Below are 18,539 nucleotides of genomic sequence, written 5' to 3' on the forward strand. Positions count from 1 at the left end.
GTCGAGGTGGACACCCCAGGGCTCGCGGCATCGGACCATGCGCGCCGGAGCCCCGCCTGACACAATCGGGGCATGCCGGTATGGCTCGCTGTTCTTCTGCTCACGGTCGCCTTCGCCATGCTCTCGGCATGGGTCAGCAGACGGCTCCTTGACGCGCAGATCGGGTGGATCCGAGCGCTCGTGACCTCCGCGGTCGTCTTTCTCGGGTCGCTTCCGCTGACCGGCTGGGTGTTCGAGCAGACCGACGTCATCGACGGGGACCGGGTGCTCGTCGACAGCCCGATCGTGCTCGCGTTCGTCGCTCTCGTTCTGGGCTGGATCTTCGCCGTGGTCGTGATCGTGTTGGTCACGCTGGAGTTCCTGTGGCCCAGTCGCCCCCTCGGGAATCCCGTCACGATGGTGCGCGACGCGTTCCGGCGGCGCGATCGCGCGCGGCGTTATGCGCAGATCGTTGCGATCGCCTCCCGTCACGGTCTCGGGATGTACCGCGGCCGCTCGCATGCAGCGCGCGACGCGCTTCCGCAGGCGCTGGTCGCAGCCCTCGCCGAGGCGGGCGTCACATTCGTGAAGCTCGGACAGGTGCTGTCCACCCGGGAGGATGTGCTGCCCCGGGATCTCATCGATGCGCTGGCCACGCTGCAGATGGACTCCACGCCGATCCCGTGGTCGGATGCCGAGGCGGCGATCCGTGCGGAGCTGGGGCGACCGATCGCCGACGTCTTCGCGTCGATCGAGCCGGAGCCCCTGGCTGCCGCATCCGTTGCCCAGGTGCACGCGGCGACCCTCGTCTCGGGCGAGCGCGTCGTCGTGAAGATCCAGCGTCCGTCGGCGCGCGCACAGGTCACCACGGATCTCGACATACTCGAGCGCCTGGCGCGCGATGCCGAGCGGCGCACCGACTGGGCAGCCGACTACGGCGCAGTGGCTCTGGTCACCGAGTTCTCTCGTGCGCTGACCGAGGAGCTGGACTACCGCGTCGAGGTGGCAAACGCTGAGATGCTGCGCGGGGCCATCGCGAAGACTCACGCGATGCCGCTGCGCATCCCCGAGACGTTCCGAGAGTTGTGCACGCAGCGGATGATCGTCCAGGAGCGCATCGACGGCCTGCCCTTCGGCAAGCTCCCCCCGGGAGCGCTCGAGCCCGGCGACGCTCGTGCGCTTGCCGACGGCGTACTCGACGCCGTGTTCGAGCAGATCGCGGTGCGCGGGGTGTTCCACGCCGACCTTCACCCGGGGAACCTGATTCTGTGCGACGACGGGGCTGTCGCGCTCATCGACTTCGGTGCTGTGGGCGTGCTGGAGGCGAGCATGCGGCGGCTCCTTGTGCCGCTGCTGACCGCGATCGCCGCCGACGACGACCGGGCCGCGACCGATATCGTGCTCCTGCTGTGCGAGCCCGATCCGAGCGGCGTCGATCAGGCAGCTCTCCAGCGGGACATCGGCGCCATCATCACGCGTGTTCGCAACGCGCCCGCCGGTGAGGATGTCTTCCGGCTCCTTCTGGACACCTTGCGCCATCACCGGCTGGCGCTGCCGCCGTCGCTGCTCCTGGTGTTCCGGACGCTCGGTTCGCTCGAAGGAAGCCTTCGTCGGGTCGCGCCGGGCTACGACATGGTCGGTCAGGCGCTCACGCGCGCACCGCACTTCGCTCGCAGCATGCTGTCGCTGCGGACCGCTGCCCTGTCGGCGCAGACGCAGCTCGCGCTCGCGCTGGAACAGGTACGCCGTGTGCCGCGTCGCATCGAGAACATCTCGCGCTCGCTCGAGGCAGGCACCTTCTCGGTGCGCCTGCGCTCGTTCGAGGGAACGGGGGAGCGGCGGTGGATCGAGGGACTGCTGGGTCAGGTGACGAGCACGATCGTCGGGGTCACGCTGTTGGCGACCGGAATCGCCCTCGCGATCTCATCCGGCGGTCCGCCGCTGACCGACGATGTGCCGCTGTTCCCGTTCCTGGGCAGCGTCGTGGGCCTCGGCGGTCTCCTGCTGCTGGTGCGCAGTTTGCGCACAGCTCTGCGCCGTCGCGGCGGTGACAGTTCGTGGTCACCCTGAGTGCGGGCCTGCTGGCCTATCGCCGCCTCTCGTCGTCGGACCATCCCCCGACGTCGTTCGAGGTCTTGATCGCCCATATGGGTGGGCCGTTCTGGCAGCGCAAGGATGCGGGAGCGTGGACGATCCCCAAGGGAGAGTTCGACCCCGCGGTGGAGTCTGCGCTCGAGGCCGCGCGGCGGGAGTTCCGCGAGGAACTCGGTGTGGAGCCTCCCGCCGGCGAGCCGATCGAGCTCGGATCCTTCCCCGCTGCCCGCAAGGTCATCACCGTCTACGCGGTCGACGGCTCCGCCCTCGATCTCTCCGATCTCGTGTTCGGTGAGTTCGAGCTCGAGTGGCCGCCGGGGTCGGGTCGGCGCGCGCGTTTTCCGGAGGTCGATCGCATCGCCTGGCTGCCGCCGGCTGCCGCCGCCGAGAAGCTCACCGCCTCACAGCGGCCCGTGCTCACGGCGTTGGCTGCCGTGCTCGGTGGTCGCGCGGTCGGGTGAGCGGTGGGGTCAGTTCCGCATCCGAGTAGACACCTACCCGATCGCCGACCAGTATGAACTGCAGCTCGGTGCCCTCGCCGAAGCGTTCGAGCGCCTCTGCGGGGGCATCCGCAGCGAGCGGTACCGCGACGATCGCGGGGAACGTTCCCGTACCGCAGCCGGAGTACAGGTTCCCCGAGAAGGACTCTGGGTCCTGATCGCGCTGATCGGTCGTGAAGATCACGAGGCACTCACCGCCTGGGCCATACGTGCTGTTGAGAACCCTCGTCACGGTGAACCCGGCGAACCGGTAGCCGGCGGACTGCTGCGAGGGATCCCCGAAGAACGGCGGCGCCTCGACAGACGGGTCGGGCTCCAGTGCGGCGACCTGTCGTGCGCCGGTCTGGTCGGAGATCACCGGAATCGATGCAAGCGCCCAGGTGACGGATGCCGCGAGCGTCGCGGCGGCGGCGATCGACACGATCCAGAGGGCTCGCGCGAGCGGCGGCGTCCGCGTCAGAGGCGACGACACCGCCCGCTCTGGACGCCCGGGGTCGGCCGCAGAGTCGATTTCCGATGGCTCATCCGCTGGCCGGGCCGGCGCGGCCTGCCCGGCCAGGTCGGTCTGCGCTGACGGCGTCGACACGGGCGCAGGCGGTGCCCCGTCCGCGACATCCGGTTCCTGCTCGCGTCGCGCGTCCGCCTCGAGCTGTTGGAGCCGCTCGTACGCCGCGGGATCGCTGAGGATGTCCGCGTCCGGGCCGTACGCCCGGGCCCGGAGCGCACGCAGTTCAGCCTCGGCCTCCGCATTCATCGCTTCATCGTTGCACGGCACAGTCCGGACATCCGGTGTGACGAGTCCTCTTGTCGCCGGCCCCCGCACGGATCAGACTGGCTGCGTCGCGCGGCCCGCGACGCAGCGCTCACGGAGGAGGACGCCATGGCTCACGGAGACATCACCCACATCGATATTCCGGTTGCGGACATGAAGGCCGCGACGCAGTTCTACGAACGGCTCTTCGGCTGGCAGATTCGGGAGCTCCCCGGATTCGAGGGCTACCCCATGTGGCAGGCACCCAACCAGATCAGTGGCGGCGGACTCGCCCCGCGGAGCGAGGGGTTCACGCAGCCGCGATCGTACGTCGAGGTCGACTCGATCGACGAGACTCTGGCGGCCGCGACGGATGCCGGCGGCTCGATCCTGCTCCCCAAACAGCCGATCGACGACGCGAGCTGGTGGGCGGTGATCACGGACCCCGAAGGAAACGTGATCGGCCTGTACGAGGGCGCGCCGGGCGCGACCGAGGGCTAGCGCCTTCGTCACCCGTTGCGTCCTCTTTGTATACGCAAGAGCCGAGAAGTGTGCGCTAGTCACACCGAGTGCTACTTTGTGTATACAAGAGACGGGAGGCGCCGATGAGGGCGAGCGATCGTGCGTACCGCATGCTCCTCACGGAGATCCAGCACGGCGTCCTCCCGGCCGGCGCTGTTCTGGGCGAGGTCGAGCAGGCCGCACGCCTGGGGGTGAGCCGGACCCCGCTGCGCGAGGCGATCGCGCGCCTCGCGGCGGACGGGCTCGTCGTGCAGCAGTCGCCTCGGGTGACGGTTGTCTCCGACGTGGATGCCGACGACATCCGCGCCCTCTTCGAGTTCCGCCGCGCCCTCGAGGAGGCGGCGGCGCGGATCGCCGCGACGCGAGCCGACCCCGCCGAGTTCGCTGCGCTCGCCGCTGAGTTCGACCGCACGTCACTGCGGGGCGAGGGGCGGGAGCGCTACTACGAGCTGATCTCCCGGTTCGAGGCGGCACTCGATGCCGCTGTCGACAACGCCTATCTGAGCTCGGCACTCCGCACGATCCGGACACACCTGGTCCGAGTCCGCCGTCTCGCGCGCGAGAACCCGACGCGGCTGAGTGCATCCGTCGGTGAGCACCGTCTCATCGCCGCCGCGATCGCCGCTCAGGACCCCGACCTTGCCGCCCACGCGACTCACGTGCATCTGCACAATGCCCTCACCAGCATCCTCGCCTCTCTCTCGGAGGCCCGCACCGAACCCGGAGCAGCATGACCATCACGCACCACGTCCGCGTCCACCGCAGCGACGAGAACCTCCCCCGCGAGGGCCAGCTCGCCTGGCACATTGCCGAGGTCGCTGCCGATCCGGTGCCCGTCGAGCCCGAAGTCGTCGACATGATCATCAACCGCGTCATCGACAACGCGTCAGTTGCCGCGGCATCCCTCACCCGACGACCCGTGAGCGCGGCCCGCCAGCAGGCGCTCGACCACGCGGTCTCGGTCAGCGGCGCGGGAGCCACCGTCTTCGGCTGCGCGAACGAGCGGCGTACGAGCCCCGAGTGGGCGGCGTGGGCTAACGGGGTCGCGGTGCGAGAGCTCGACTACCACGACACGTTCCTGGCGGCCGAGTACTCGCATCCGGGTGACAACATCCCGCCGATCCTTGCCGTCGCGCAGCACGTCGGTACCGACGGTGCAGCGCTCGTTCGCGGGATCGCCACCGGCTACGAGATCCAGATGGACCTCGTGCGGGCGATCTCGCTCCACAAGCACAAAATCGACCACGTCGCCCACCTCGGCCCGTCGGCTGCCGCCGGCATCGGCACGCTGCTGGGCCTGGATGCCGAGACGATCTACCAGGCGGTGGGGCAGGCGCTGCACACGACGACCGCAACCCGCCAGTCCCGCAAGGGCGAGATCTCGACCTGGAAGGCCCACGCCCCGGCCTTCGCCGGGAAGATGGCGGTCGAGGCCGTGGACCGCGCGATGCGCGGCGAGACCAGCCCGAGCCCCATCTACGAGGGAGAAGACGGGGTCATCGCCTGGATGCTCGATGGCAAGGATGCCGCGTACGACGTGCCGCTTCCCGGGCCGGGAGAGCCCAAGCGGGCGATCCTCGACTCGTACACGAAAGAGCACTCGGCGGAGTACCAGGCGCAGGCGTGGATCGACCTCGCCCGCCGGCTCGGCACCGAGCGGCCCGACCTGCGCGACCCCGCGAACATCGCGAGCATCGTGCTGCACACCAGCCACCACACCCACTACGTCATCGGGTCGGGCGCGAACGACCCCCAGAAGTACGACCCGCACGCCTCCCGCGAGACCCTCGACCACTCGATCCCCTACATCTTCGCGGTCGCCCTGCAGGACGGCGCGTGGCACCATGTCGACTCATACCTGCCCGAGAGAGCGGCGCGACCCGACACCGTCGAGCTGTGGCACAAGATCACGACCGCCGAGGATGCCGAGTGGACGCGCCGCTACCACTCCGAGGACCCGGACGAGAAGGCCTTTGGTGGTCGGGTCGAGATCACGCTGACCGATGGGACGACGCTCGTCGACGAGATCGCCGTCGCCGACGCGCATCCGCTCGGGGCCCGGCCGTTCGCCCGCGAGGACTACATCCGCAAGTTCCGGCTGCTTGCCGAGCCGGTGCTGAGGCCTGAGGAGATCGAGCGCTTTCTCGACCTCGCGCAGCGCCTTCCGGAGCTCTCGGCCATCGAGGTGGGACAGCTCAACATCGTCGCGACGTTCGGCATCCTGGCCTCTGCCCCGGCCCCCAAGGGTCTGTTCTGATGCTGTCTGCGACAGCACCAGCCGCCGACAAGCGCCGCGCGCTGCGCGAACGCCTCGCGTCGGGGGAGCTGCTGCGCTTTCCCGGTGCGTTCAACCCCCTCTCTGCGCAGCTGATCGAGCGCAAGGGGTTCGAGGGCGTCTATGTCTCGGGTGCGGTACTCTCGGCCGACCTCGGGCTCCCCGACATCGGCCTCACCACCGCGACCGAGGTCGCCGGGCGCGGCGCCCAGATCGCCCGCGTCACGAATCTGCCGACGCTCATCGACGCCGACACGGGCTTCGGTGAGCCGATGAACGTCGCCCGCACGATCCAGACGCTCGAGGATGCCGGAGTCTCGGGCGCCCACATCGAGGATCAGGTCAACCCCAAGCGGTGCGGTCATCTTGACGGGAAGTCGGTGGTCGACGCCGACACGGCGATCAAACGCATCCGCGCCGCCGTCGAGGCCCGCCGCGACCCCGACTTCCTCATCATGGCGCGCACCGACATCCGCGCCGTCGAGGGGCTGGATGCCGCCATCGACCGCGCGAAGGCCCTCGTGGATGCCGGGGCCGACGCGATCTTCCCCGAGGCGATGCGCGACCTGTCGGAGTTCGAGGCGATGCGCGCCGCGATCGACGTGCCCCTGCTGGCGAACATGACCGAGTTCGGCAAGAGCGACCTGTTCACGGTGGACCAGCTCCGCGACGTCGGCATGAACATCGTCATCTGGCCCGTTTCGCTGCTGCGGATGGCGATGGGGGCGGCCGAGCGGGCGCTGGACACCCTGATCGACGACGGGAGCCTGACCGGCCAGCTGGATCAGATGCAGCACCGTGCCGATCTCTACGAGCTGATCGACTACGAGAGCTACAGCCGCTTCGACACGAACATCTACACCTTCTCCGTCGACCGATCCTGATCAGTCAGCCGAGTCCGGGCAGACGGGCCAGGCGCACCGACACATTGCAAAGGAGCATCCCGTGACCGAAGACATCCGCAAGGGCCTCGTCGGCGTCATCGCCGACGTCACAGCTGTCAGCAAGGTCAATCCCGAAACGAACAGCCTGCTCTATCGCGGCTATCCCGTTCAGGAGCTCGCGGCCACGCAGCCGTTCGACGCCGTGGCGTACCTGCTGTGGCAAGGGGAGTTGCCGACGGATGCCCAGCTGGCTTCCCTGCGCGACACCGAGCGCGCGCATCGCGCCCTCGCCGACAACGTCAAGGCGGCGATCGACCTGCTTCCCCTCGGTGCGCACCCCATGGACGAGGTGCGCACCGCCGTCAGCGTCATCGGCGCCAACGACACGCGCGGCTCCGCGTCGGTGCTCGACACCGCAAGCCCTGAAGAGAACCTTCAGCGCAGCATCCGTCTGTTCGCCGCATTGCCGGCGATCGTCGCCTACGGGCAGCGCCGCCGCCGGGGCCTGGACCCGGTCGCACCGCGTGAGGACCTTGACTACGCCGCCAACTTCCTGTGGATGACCTTCGGTGAGGAGCACGACGAGGTCGTCGTCGACGCGTTCAACCGGTCGCTGATCCTCTACGCCGAGCACTCGTTCAACGCGTCGACCTTCACGGCACGGGTCATCACCTCCACCATGAGCGACCTCTACTCCGCCGTTGTCGGGGCGATCGGCGCGCTGAAGGGCCCGCTGCACGGTGGGGCGAACGAGGCCGTGCTGCACATCTTCGACGAGATCGGCTCCGCCGAGAATGTCACCGCGTGGCTCGACACCGCGCTCGCGCAGAAGCGCAAGATCATGGGCTTCGGCCACCGGGTGTACAAGCGCGGTGACTCGCGGGTTCCCACGATGAAGGCGGCGCTGGACACCCTCGTTGCCCACTATGACCGGCCGGACGTCGCGGCGCTCTATGACGCGCTCGAGTCGGAGTTCATCGCGCGCAAGGGCATCTATCCGAACCTCGACTATCCGTCGGGGCCCGCGTACAGCCTGATCGGTTTCGACACCCTGACCTTCACGCCCCTGTTCGTGGCCGCACGCGTCACGGGCTGGACGGCGCACATCATGGAGCAGCAGGCCTCGAACGCCCTCATCCGTCCACTCTCCGCCTACACCGGTCACGACGAGCGCCACGTCGAAGGCTATGTGCCCGACACCTCGGCGATCGATGTGCGGGAACGACCCGAAGAAGCCGCAGAATGACCGCAGCCGTCATCGTCGACGTCGTCCGGACGCCCTCCGGGCGAGGCAAGCCCGGCGGCGCCCTCTCACGTGTTCATCCCGTCGACCTCGCGGCGGGCACGCTGAGCGCACTCCTCGAGCGCAACGGGCTCGATTCGCGTCAGGTGGATGACGTCCTCATGGGGTGCGTCAGTCAGACCGGCGATCAGGCCGCCAACATCGCGCGCCAGGCGGTCCTGGCGGCCGGGTTCGATGAGACCGTGCCGGCCGCCACGATCGATCGGCAGTGCGGTTCGAGTCAGCAAGCCGTCCACTTCGCCGCCCAGGGCATCATCGCCGGGGCATACGACGTCGTCATCGCGGCGGGGGTGGAGTCCATGAGCCGCGTTCCGCTGGGCTCATCGGGCACGGGTGGCGCGAGTGCTGACGGCATCCAGCGTCGCTATCCCGACGGACTCGTGAACCAGGGCGTCTCGGCGGAACTCATCGCCCAGCGGTGGGGCCTCACGCGGGCGGAGCTCGACGCGTACGCAGCGCGGTCGCATCGGCGGGCAGCCGAGGCCGCGTCGGCCGGCCGGTTCGCATCCGACCTGCTGCCGGTGCGCACTCCCGACGGCCTTGTCGAGACCGACGAGACCATCCGCCCCGCGACGACGGTCGACCAGCTCGCCGGACTCTCGCCCGCCTTCCGTGCCGACGATCTGGTCGAGCGCTTTCCCGACCTCCGCTGGCAGATCACGGCCGGAAACTCCTCACCGCTGACGGATGCCGCCTCGGCCGCCCTCATCATGAGCGAGGACCGTGCCCACGCGCTGGGACTCACCCCTCGGGCGCGGTTTCACGCGTTCGCCGTGGTCGGCGACGATCCGGTCATGATGCTCACCGCGCCGATCCCCGCGACGCGCCGCATTCTGGAACGCACCGGCCTGTCGATCGAGGACCTGGATGCGTACGAGGTGAATGAGGCGTTCGCATCCGTTCCCCTCGCGTGGCTGCGCGAGCTGGAGGCCGACCCGGCCAAGCTCAATCCGTGGGGCGGAGCGATCGCACTGGGCCACGCCGTGGGCGCCTCCGGCACACGGCTCCTCGGAACCCTCGTCGCCTACCTCGAGCACACCGGCGGACGCTACGGGCTGCAGACGATGTGCGAGGGTGGCGGGATGGCCAACGCCACCATCATCGAACGGCTGTAGCCCACCTACAACCGGTTGGCATCGCGCTCGTGCTATAGGCAGGATCAACGCGGGCTGACCCCACGCAGTGTCGCGCAGCAGCGCGAGAGGAGAGCGGACATGAGCGAATTCATCGGAGAGTTCGAGACGATCATCGTCGAGACGCGGGGCCGCGTCGGCTGGATCGAACTGCACCGGCCCGAGGCTCTCAACGCCCTCAACTCCACCCTCGCGAGCGAGCTCGGTGCCGCCGTGGCGGCCTTCGACGCTGACGAGCAGATCGGATGCATCGTGCTGACCGGCTCGGAACGTGCGTTCGCCGCGGGAGCCGACATCAAGGAGATGGCCGACAAGTCGGTGCGCGACATGACCGTCGCGAGCCCGTTCGCGGGGTTGGTGGCTCTTGCCGCCGCGCGCACACCGATTGTCGCGGCGGTCGCAGGCTTCGCGCTCGGAGGCGGATGCGAGCTCGCGATGAGCTGCGACATCATCCTCGCCGCTGACACCGCGACGTTCGGGCAACCCGAGATCAACCTCGGCGTCATCCCCGGACTGGGCGGTACGCAGCGCCTCACGCGCGCGATCGGGTACTACAAGGCCGCCGAGCTCGTCCTGACGGGTCGGATGATGGATGCCGCCGAAGCCGAGCGGGCAGGACTCGTCTCCCGGGTCGTCCCCGCGGCAGACCTCGCCGCGGAGGCGATGACCGTCGCCGAGTCGATTGCGGCCAAGTCCCTGCCGGTCGCATACGCGGCCAAGGAGGCGCTGCGGGCTTCGCAGGAGAGCGGACTGGCCGAGGGCCTGCGATTCGAGCGGCAGGCGTTTGCCGCCCTGTTCGCCCTGGACGACCAGAAGGAAGGCATGGCGGCGTTCCGCGAGAAGCGGACCCCCCGCTTCACCGGCCGGTGACCGGATCCCGTTCGACAGCCGCCCATAGACTCGATGCAAGAAGGAGGAGCGCGATGAGGATTCTCGTCCTGGTGAAGGAGGTCCCCGACACGTGGGGGGATCGGGTGCTGAATCTCGAGACGGGCTTGGCTGATCGCGGTGCCAGCGAAGCCGTCATCGACGAGATCGGCGAGCGGTCGCTCGAGGTCGCGCTCTCGTACGCGGATGCCAACCCCGGCACCGAGGTCGTCGTTGTCATGATGGCGCCGGAGTCCGCATCCGGTTCGGTGCGTAAGGCGCTCGCGATGGGCGCCGCCTCGGCCGTTCATGTCGTGGACGATGCGCTCCTGGGCGCGGATCTGGGACTGACCGCCCAGACGCTGGCTGCCGCGATCACGCGGGCCGGGTTCGACCTCGTGATCACGGGGAATCAATCGACGGACGGCTCCGGGGGCGTCATGGCGTCGATGCTCGCCGAGCTGTTGGACGTGCCGAGCATCACGAGCATGAACAGCGTGACGATCACCGAGACGGAGGTCTCTGGCGAACGGTCCGTCGACGGCGGCTCGATGACGGCATCCGCCGAGCTTCCCGCGGTGATCTCGATCACGGAGCGGCTGCCCGATGCTCGTTTCCCCAACTTCAAGGGGATCATGGCGGCGAAGAAGAAGCCGGTCGAGGTGGTGTCGCTCGCGGATCTCGGCGTCGCCGCCGACGACCCGGATGCGGCGCGGTCGATCATGATCGCGGTGGCGCAGAAGCCACCGCGGTCTGCGGGTGTGAAGGTCGTCGATGAGGGGGACGCGGGCGTGCAGCTCGCGGAGTTCCTGATCTCGAACCGGTTGGCGTAAGGGGCGGATGATGGTGGATATCGCAGCGGATGCGGTGCTGGTCGTTTTGGATGTCACTCCCGGTGGCGCGCTCGCGGCCAGCAGTGCGGGTCTGATCGGTGCCGCGGCCGGTGTGGGAACCCCGGTCGCGCTGATCGTCGGGGAGCACGCCGAGGCGCTCGCTCCCGCGGCTGCCGAGCAGGGCGCGGCCCTCGTGCTGACGGCGACGCCCGCCGGTCACGGCCAGGCGCTGGGGGTGCCGGCGACGGATGCCGTTGCCGCTGCTGCCGCGTTCGTGAACCCGGATGCTGTGCTGCTGTCGCACTCGATCGAGTCGCGCGAAACTGCGGGCCGGTATGCTGCCCGCGCTCGTGCGGCGCTGTGCGTCGATGCCGTGGGCGTCACGCGCGATGACGAGGGGATCGTCGCGCACCACTCCGTGTACGGTGGCGCGTACAACGTGCAGGCTGCGGCGACGTTCGGCGCCCCCGTGATCACCGTGCGTCAGGGGGCTGTCGACGCTCGCGCGCAGGCGCAGCCCCTCGTGGTGGAGAAGCTCGAGGTCGCAGCATCCGGCCGCAAGGCCGCGACCATCGGGTCGGTCGACGAGGTCGTCGTGACCTCCGCCCGTCCGGAGCTGCGGGGAGCGGCCAAGGTCGTGTCAGGAGGGCGCGGGCTGGGCTCGGAGGAGAAGTTCGCGCTCGTCGAGCAGCTCGCCGATGTGCTCGGCGCCGCCGTGGGTGCCTCGCGCGCCGCGGTCGATGCGGGCTACATCGCGCAGTCCGCTCAGGTGGGACAGACCGGCGTCTCCGTCGCGCCGCAGCTGTATGTCGCCCTCGGGATCTCGGGGGCGATCCAGCACAAGGCGGGGATGCAGACGGCCAAGACGATCGTCGCGATCAACAAGGACGCCGACGCCCCGATCTTCGAGATCGCCGACTTCGGTGTCGTCGGCGACCTGTTCACCGTCGTCCCGCAGCTGATCGAGACGCTGCAGGCGAAGAAGGCCTGACGCGATGGCGACCTACGGGCGCACCCTGCGTCGCGGACTGCCCCGCATCCCCGGGGGCGAACCCTGGCCCCCCGCCGGCGAAGTGCCCGGTACCGCGGCGGCTGCCGCATCCGTGCCCGCAGCATCCGCCGCCGCATCCGGGCCCGCAGACGGTGCAGCGTCAGCGAGCGTAAGCCCTGCGGAGGTGTCGAACGAAGCCGCGACGTCGGCGCACGAAGCCGCAGCGCCGGCGGTGGCGGATGCCGCTCCCGCCGTGTCGGCAGCGCGGACCGTGCGCCGAGGTCTGCCTCGCGTGCCGGGCGGCGACCCCTGGCCCCCCGCATCCGCCGCCCCCGCCGCACCCGCCCCCGCCGCTGCGCCCTCCGTTGTGGCATCCGCGCCCGCTGACGTGCCGCAACACGCCGTGCCCGCCACGGCCGAAGAGCGGTTTGAGGCAACCGAACGATCCTCGCGCGTCGTTCGTCGGGGACTGCCTCGCGTCGCCGGCGGTGAGCCGTGGCCGACCGCCGAGATGGTCGCGGCGATAGCGGCATCCGGCGCCGAGGTTCGTGTGTCGCAGGGCGTCGGTTCCGACGGGGGCGTACGGCGTGTTGAGGCACACGAAGCGCACCCGGATGCCGACGCTGTCGCCACCGAGTCTGACACCGCCGTCGCGGTCGCCGAGCGCCCGGCGTACGACGTCACCGTGCCGCTTCCGTTCACGCCGACGGTCTGGGAGGGGGCATCCGCGCGGACGCGCCCGGCGCCCCGACCGGAGCCCGCTCGCATCGGCCCCTTCACGAAATCCCAGTGGGCCGGAACGGTGATCGTCGGTGGCCTGGGGCTGCTGTTTGCGGCCGCAATGGCGGTTCTCGCGGTGCGCTGGCTGATCTCCCTCGACGGGATGCAGGACTTCCTCGCAACCTATCCGGGCGAGTACCACCTGCCCGAGGGCGCGCCGGTCGGGTTCCCCGCGTGGCTGGGCTGGCAGCACTTCTTCAACGTGTTCCTGATGGTGCTGATCATCCGGTCGGGGCTCACGATCCGCACCGAGAAGCGGCCCAGCGTGTTCTGGGCGCCACGCAACAACCCCAAGGGCAAGGTGAGCCTGACGATCTGGTTCCACCAGGCCCTCGACATCCTGTGGATCGTCAACGGCGTGATCTTCGTCGTGCTGCTGTTGGTCACCGGACAGTGGATGCGGATCGTCCCGACGTCGTGGGACGTCTTCCCCAACGCGCTCTCGGCAGCGTTGCAGTACGTGTCGCTGGACTGGCCGACCGAAAACGGGTGGGTCAACTACAACTCGCTGCAGCAGCTGGCTTACTTCACGACGGTGTTCATCGCGGCGCCGCTGGCGATCATCACCGGCGTGCGGATGAGTGGAATCTGGCCGAAGAACGCGAAGGCGCTGAACAAGGCGTACCCGGTCGAGTGGGCCCGTGCGGTGCACTTCCCGGTGATGCTCTACTTCGTCGTGTTCATCATCATCCACGTCATCCTCGTGTTCGCGACCGGGGCCCTGCGCAACCTCAACCACATGTACGCCGCGACCGACGCGGACAACTGGGTCGGGTTCTGGCTGTTTGTGCTCTCGCTCGTCGTGATCGCCGCCGCCTGGGTCGCCGCGCGGCCGCTCGTGCTGGCACCCATCGCCAAGCTGTTCGGAAACGTCTCCGGTCGCTGACGGAGCGCCGCGCGCTCGTTCGGGAGCGCGCGGCGCGGCGGCTCACTGGAACGCGAACAGCGGCGGCAGAATCGCGGCCACCGCGAACGCCCACACGGCATAGACCGGCAGGAAACCCGTCTGCCACCTCTCGCGCGCCGCATGCGTGGTCTTCCCTCGCAGGTACCCCACCTGCAGCCAGGCTGCACCGGCGAGGCACGCGAGCAGGATGAGATTCAACCCCAGCGATGCGAGCTTGTTCGGGCTCGCGCCGAACTCTCCGATTCGGGTGAGCATGGCCGCGAGGACGAGCAGATCCACCGCGATGGCCGCGACGAGCATGACCAGCTGCAGCGTGTCGAACCAGCTCGCGGGAGCGTCAGATCTGTGCGCCGACAGGGTGTAGAGCAGCAGACCCAACACGACGACGAGGGTGACGTCGAAGATGATGAGGACGTCTCGCTGCGAAGCCATGCCCAGCAGCCCGGTCTCGGCATCCGCGCTCGCGGTGATCGTCTGCACCGCGGCCGCGGCGAGGAACGTCAGCAGCAGGAGGGTGAACAGCGGCGTGAACAGCTTGGTCAGCACGGGTGCCATGTTCTCGATGACGCTCTTCTTGGCGTCCACGAGCCATGCCGCCACGACGACAGCGCCCGCGGCACCGCACGGCAGGATCCAGTCCTCGGCCACACCCTCGATCGTGACGCCGATCGCGCTGAAGACCCCGAGCGTCAGCGCCACAAGTACGCCCCCGCCGATCGCGATGAGGGCGAGGTACACGACCCACTCACCGGTGAACCGGATGAAGTCCATGCGCGCCGAGGTGCTGCGCCACCCGGAGCCCACGTACGCGATGCCCACCGCAATCCACAGGGCGACTGTGAGGTGCAATACCGTCAGCAGGAGCGTGTCGGCGCCCGGCGCGAAGGGGAACGCGTTGACGATCACGGCGGCAGCCGCGAACGGCACCGCGACGGCGATCCAGGTGCGCCATCCCCGGGAGCCGCGCACCAGCAGATATGCCGCGAGCGCACCGAGGATGAGGATCGGTGCATTGCGCATCGTCACCTCGTCGGGGGCGCCCCACAGCGCCGGGAGCTTGATGACCACCGCTGCCACCATCGCGAACGCGACAGCCAGCAGGCCTCCCCGGCTCGGCCGTGTGGATTCGGCGGAACCCAGCACGAGCTGCTTCCAGAGCCGATCGGAGTGCTCCCGGGCGAACTCCCGCGAGAGCTGGTCGACGCGGCCGAGCCTGCGCACGGCGATGAGGAACGCCTCGTCCGGGGTCAGCCCCCGGCTCCGCAGGTCGTCGATCCGGTCACGCAGGTGATCCTCCAGCTCGTCGAGATCACCGTCGCCCAGGGCAGGATGGGCCTGCAGGAACGATCGCCACTGCATGATCTGTCGTTCCAGCTCGGCATCCGTGGTGCCTGTCGTCTCCATCGTCACGCCCCCACCGGTTCGGGACCTGACCAGCCGGTCGACCAGACGCGGTGCAACGCGCCAGACACGACTGCCCACTGCCGCCGCTGCTCGGCGAACGTCTCCCGTCCTGCAGCGCTGAGCCGGTACTGCTTACGACGGCGGCCCGTGGGGGCCTCGATCCAGCGTGCCTCGATCTGCCCGTGGCGCTCGAGCCGATGCAGCAGCGGGTACAGCATCCCTTCGCTCCACTCGAGTTCGCCGTCCGAGAGCTCCGCAATCCGTTGCAGGATCGAGTACCCGTAGGACTCGCCTTCCGCGAGGATGCCGAGCACGAGCGGTGTCGCGGCTGCCGCGACGAGATCCTTGCCGACTTTCATCTGCGCTCCCTGTTCGCGACGATCATATACATAGAACAGCAAGGTACATAGAGGTTCTAGGTCAACCGGGGGATATCCCCCGCGGACTCGACCGGCTGGCAGGGAAGCGGAACAGGGATGCCGAACCCTAGCGTGGAGGCATGACGACAACGTATTCGCCACCACGGCCGGTTGCGACGCCCGCCCGTATCGCCGGAGCCACCGCTCAGCTCGCGGCACTCGGTGTGATCGGGCCCGGCGTGTTCGCCCTGCTCGCGACGCTGCTGGGTCTCGGGCTCGGGCTGCTTCCGGTCCTCGGCATCGGTCTCCTGTTCCTTCTCCTCTTCGTCTACGTGCTGTTCGCCCTCAGCTGGCTCGAGAATGCACGCATCGACGGGCTCTACCGCTTCGGGCTGCCCCCTCGCCGCCCGCGCCGCAGCGACAAGTCCGGCTTCGGAGGCTTCCTCCACACGATCTGGCTCCAGTTCATCGATCCCGGGATGTGGCGCGCTGTCGCCAACGGCGCGATCGCGACGGTCCTCGGCTGGATCGTCCTCAGCCTCGTCGGGATCGCGGCCTCGGGGGTCGTGCTCGCGTTCTCGCCGCTGTACGCGGGCACGGCGGATGCTGTTCGGCTCGGCAGCACGTGGATCGACGTGTCCACGGCCTGGGCGGTTCCGGTCGGGGTCGTCGCGTCGCTTCTCGCGCTCGCGACGATTGTCGGCCTCGCCTTTCTGCACGGTGTGTTGGCGCGCGCCATCATGATCCCTTCGCGCGAAGCGGTGCTGGCAGAGCAGGCGCGGCAGTCCCAGGCGCAACGGGCCGGAGCCGTACGCGCCGCGGACGTGGAACGCACGCGCATCGAGCGCGACCTCCACGATGGCGTCCAGCCGCGGCTCGTGTCCGTCGGCATGACCCTCGGGCTTGCTCAGCAGAAGATCGACACCGACCCGGCGGCCGCGAAGGAGCTCATCTCCGAGGCGCACACGTCGACGAAGGCGGCGATCACGGAGTTGCGACAGCTGGCGCGCGGCATCCACACCTCGGTTCTCGACGACCGCGGCCTCGACGCTGCCCTGTCTGCCCTGGCCGCGCGATCGCCCGTGCCCGTCGTGCTCGATGTCCGGATCACCGAACGCTGCGCACCGACCGCCGAGGCCGCCGCCTACTTCGTCATCGCGGAAGCCCTGACCAACGCGGCGAAGCACTCGCGCGCTACGGAGGCCCGCGTGCTGGTACGGCAGCGTGAGGGCGGGGTCCTGTGGGCCCGTGTCGAAGACAACGGCATCGGTGGCGCTCGGGTCATTCCGGGCGGGGGCCTCGACGGGATCTCGAACCGCGCGATCGGCGCCGGCGGCACGTTCTCCGTCGACAGTCCCATCGGCGGTCCGACGACGGTGGAGGTGAGCCTGCCATGCGCATCGTGATCTGCGAGGACTCCGTCCTGCTGCGCGAGGGTCTCGTGCGGTTGCTCGAGGATGCCGGCCACGACGTGGTCGCCGCTCTCGGCGACACCGATGGCCTGACCGAAGCGGTCGCCGACGTGGACCCCGGGCTGTGCATCCTGGACGTGCGGCTGCCCCCGACGCGAACGGATGAAGGCATCCGCGCAGCCGTCAGCCTCCGCGCCGCTCGCCCCGACCTTCCCGTGCTCGTTCTGTCGCAGTACGTGGAGGAGCGCTACGCGAGCGACCTCATCGCCGGTCGCGGCGGCGCCCTCGGATACCTGCTCAAGGATCGGGTCGCCGATGTCGCCGAGTTCCTCGAATCCGTGGAGACCATCGCCGCGGGCGGCACCGTGTTCGACCCTGAGGTCGTCGCCCAGCTCCTGGGTCGGCGTGCGCGGGACGAGCGGATGCGTCGCCTGACCGAACGGGAAGCCACGGTGTTGGCACTGATCGCGGAGGGCAAGTCCAACCAGGCCATCGGACGCACCCTTCACATCAGCGAGGGCAGCGTCGAGAAACACATCACGGCGGTCTTCCAGAAGCTCGAACTCGAGCAGGACGACTCCGGAAACCGGCGGGTGCTCGCAGCCCTCGCCCACATCGCTCACGGCGGACTGCCGCCGCAGACAGGAGAACTCTCATGACCACCGATCTCACCCCGCCGTCGCCCGCGCAGACTCCCGCGTCGCAGTCGCAGGCGACTCCTCCCGGGGAAGCGCCGGACTCGCCCGTCACGCGCGGCTCTTCGACTGTCGTCGCGGTGCTGCTGATCGTTCTCGGCGCGCTCATCGTGCTCGGGGCGATCGCCGGGGCCGTTTTCAGCACCGTTCGCGCCGCAGCCGTGTCGACCGACTCGCGGACCGTCGCGGTCGCGGGTGTCGACGCTCTGTCGATCGAGCTGAACGCCGGCTCACTGGCCGTCGAGTACGCGGATGTCGACGAGGCCGAGCTCGAGGTGACCTCGCCTTTCGGAGGGGATCGCTGGACCCTTGAGCGCGATGGTGACACACTCACTGTCGCGTCTCCGCGGTGGGAGTGGGGCATGGGGTGGATCTTCGGCGGCAGCGGACGCGCCGTGCTGCTGCTTCCCCAGTCCCTGGAGGGTCTGGACGCCGACGTGCAGATGGCTGCCGGATCGGTCCGCGCCGACGGTGAGTTCGGCGTCGTGGACCTGAACGTCGGGGCGGGGGAGCTCGCGGTGTCGGGCGCGGCGGACGATGTGACCGTCGACCTCTCGGCCGGGCGCGCGACACTCGACCTCGCGAACGTGGACACTGCCGATCTCACGGTGAGTGCGGGGTCGATGGATGCCGATTTCGGCGGCGCACAGCCCAGCGACATCCGCGCCGGAGTCAGCGCCGGCTCTCTCACCCTCGTCGTTCCCGACGGCGCCTACGACGTCACGTCGGATGTGTCTGCCGGCAACTTCCGCAATGGCTTGGGTAGCGATCCCGGTGCCGACAGCACGATCTCGGTCGAGGTCTCCGCGGGGCAGGTGACGTTGCGCGCGGCGCGCTGATCGGAGCACGC

General features: G+C 69.2%; 18 protein-coding genes. 15 read left to right on the forward strand and 3 right to left on the reverse strand.

Going from position 1 to position 18,539, the window contains the following annotated elements; all coding sequences use genetic code 11:
- The first annotated feature begins 72 nt into the window (after positions 1-72).
- Positions 73-2,049: an ABC1 kinase family protein gene (locus tag ACSGC5_RS00280; RefSeq protein ID WP_434968630.1), complete on the forward strand. Its 1,977-nt coding sequence runs from the start codon at positions 73-75 to the stop codon at positions 2,047-2,049.
- Positions 2,037-2,534, forward strand: a complete 498-nt coding sequence (locus tag ACSGC5_RS00285; RefSeq protein ID WP_434968631.1) for an NUDIX domain-containing protein — start codon at positions 2,037-2,039, stop codon at positions 2,532-2,534. Before ACSGC5_RS00280 ends, ACSGC5_RS00285 begins: the two co-directional genes overlap by 13 nt.
- Here ACSGC5_RS00285 and ACSGC5_RS00290 read toward each other — a convergent pair.
- Complete coding sequence (locus ACSGC5_RS00290) at positions 2,491-3,327, reverse strand: hypothetical protein (protein WP_434968632.1); 837 nt, start codon at positions 3,325-3,327, stop codon at positions 2,491-2,493. The two genes, ACSGC5_RS00285 and ACSGC5_RS00290, sit on opposite strands and share 44 nt — an antisense overlap.
- A gap of 126 nt (positions 3,328-3,453) precedes the next feature.
- On the opposite strand from ACSGC5_RS00290, the gene ACSGC5_RS00295 reads away from it, so the two are divergent.
- The 10 genes from ACSGC5_RS00295 (at position 3,454) to ACSGC5_RS00340 (ending at position 13,798) form a co-directional block, all read left to right on the forward strand.
- Complete coding sequence (locus ACSGC5_RS00295; protein ID WP_434968633.1) at positions 3,454-3,825, forward strand: VOC family protein; 372 nt, start codon at positions 3,454-3,456, stop codon at positions 3,823-3,825.
- Between the two features lie 104 nt (positions 3,826-3,929).
- On the forward strand, positions 3,930-4,580 hold the full coding sequence (locus ACSGC5_RS00300) for a GntR family transcriptional regulator (RefSeq protein ID WP_434968634.1): 651 nt from the start codon (positions 3,930-3,932) through the stop codon (positions 4,578-4,580).
- On the forward strand, positions 4,577-6,103 hold the full coding sequence (locus ACSGC5_RS00305) for an MmgE/PrpD family protein (protein WP_434968635.1): 1,527 nt from the start codon (positions 4,577-4,579) through the stop codon (positions 6,101-6,103). The genes ACSGC5_RS00300 and ACSGC5_RS00305 overlap by 4 nt, the downstream gene beginning before the upstream one ends.
- Entirely contained in the window at positions 6,103-7,005 is a 903-nt protein-coding gene (prpB, locus tag ACSGC5_RS00310) for a methylisocitrate lyase (protein ID WP_434968636.1), read from the forward strand. The genes ACSGC5_RS00305 and prpB overlap by 1 nt, the downstream gene beginning before the upstream one ends.
- Before the next feature lie 61 nt (positions 7,006-7,066).
- Entirely contained in the window at positions 7,067-8,251 is a 1,185-nt protein-coding gene (locus ACSGC5_RS00315) for a bifunctional 2-methylcitrate synthase/citrate synthase (RefSeq protein ID WP_434968637.1), read from the forward strand.
- Positions 8,248-9,423, forward strand: coding sequence for a thiolase family protein (locus ACSGC5_RS00320; protein WP_434968638.1), 1,176 nt, complete (start codon positions 8,248-8,250; stop codon positions 9,421-9,423). Before ACSGC5_RS00315 ends, ACSGC5_RS00320 begins: the two co-directional genes overlap by 4 nt.
- Before the next feature lie 99 nt (positions 9,424-9,522).
- Positions 9,523-10,311, forward strand: a complete 789-nt coding sequence (locus ACSGC5_RS00325) for an enoyl-CoA hydratase-related protein (RefSeq protein WP_434968639.1) — start codon at positions 9,523-9,525, stop codon at positions 10,309-10,311.
- A 53-nt stretch (positions 10,312-10,364) separates the two neighbouring features.
- Positions 10,365-11,141 carry an electron transfer flavoprotein subunit beta/FixA family protein gene (locus ACSGC5_RS00330; protein ID WP_434968640.1) on the forward strand — a complete coding sequence of 259 codons (777 nt, stop codon included), beginning with the start codon at positions 10,365-10,367 and terminating at the stop codon, positions 11,139-11,141.
- A gap of 10 nt (positions 11,142-11,151) precedes the next feature.
- Positions 11,152-12,132 (forward strand): electron transfer flavoprotein subunit alpha/FixB family protein, encoded by a 981-nt coding sequence (locus ACSGC5_RS00335; RefSeq protein ID WP_434968641.1) that lies wholly within the window; start codon positions 11,152-11,154, stop codon positions 12,130-12,132.
- Between the two features lie 4 nt (positions 12,133-12,136).
- Positions 12,137-13,798 carry a cytochrome b/b6 domain-containing protein gene (locus tag ACSGC5_RS00340; protein WP_434968642.1) on the forward strand — a complete coding sequence of 554 codons (1,662 nt, stop codon included), beginning with the start codon at positions 12,137-12,139 and terminating at the stop codon, positions 13,796-13,798.
- A 42-nt stretch (positions 13,799-13,840) separates the two neighbouring features.
- Here the strand turns inward: ACSGC5_RS00340 and ACSGC5_RS00345 are convergent, their stop codons facing one another.
- Positions 13,841-15,223: a permease prefix domain 1-containing protein gene (locus ACSGC5_RS00345; RefSeq protein WP_434968643.1), complete on the reverse strand. Its 1,383-nt coding sequence runs from the start codon at positions 15,221-15,223 to the stop codon at positions 13,841-13,843.
- Positions 15,224-15,225: 2 nt separating this feature from the next.
- Positions 15,226-15,582, reverse strand: coding sequence for a PadR family transcriptional regulator (locus ACSGC5_RS00350; protein WP_434968644.1), 357 nt, complete (start codon positions 15,580-15,582; stop codon positions 15,226-15,228).
- A 140-nt stretch (positions 15,583-15,722) separates the two neighbouring features.
- On the opposite strand from ACSGC5_RS00350, the gene ACSGC5_RS00355 reads away from it, so the two are divergent.
- Genes ACSGC5_RS00355 through ACSGC5_RS00365 form a run of 3 tightly spaced genes read left to right on the forward strand, consistent with a single transcriptional unit; the run spans position 15,723 to position 18,528 of the window.
- Positions 15,723-16,988 (forward strand): histidine kinase, encoded by a 1,266-nt coding sequence (locus ACSGC5_RS00355; RefSeq protein ID WP_434968645.1) that lies wholly within the window; start codon positions 15,723-15,725, stop codon positions 16,986-16,988.
- Positions 16,976-17,653, forward strand: a complete 678-nt coding sequence (locus ACSGC5_RS00360) for a response regulator transcription factor (RefSeq protein ID WP_434968646.1) — start codon at positions 16,976-16,978, stop codon at positions 17,651-17,653. The genes ACSGC5_RS00355 and ACSGC5_RS00360 overlap by 13 nt, the downstream gene beginning before the upstream one ends.
- Positions 17,650-18,528, forward strand: coding sequence for a hypothetical protein (locus ACSGC5_RS00365; RefSeq protein WP_434968647.1), 879 nt, complete (start codon positions 17,650-17,652; stop codon positions 18,526-18,528). Before ACSGC5_RS00360 ends, ACSGC5_RS00365 begins: the two co-directional genes overlap by 4 nt.
- Positions 18,529-18,539 lie beyond the last annotated feature (11 nt).

Origin of the sequence: Microbacterium sp. bgisy207 (genome assembly GCF_965345035.1) — a bacterium.
In the GTDB taxonomy this organism is placed as follows: Bacteria; Actinomycetota; Actinomycetes; order Actinomycetales; family Microbacteriaceae; genus Microbacterium.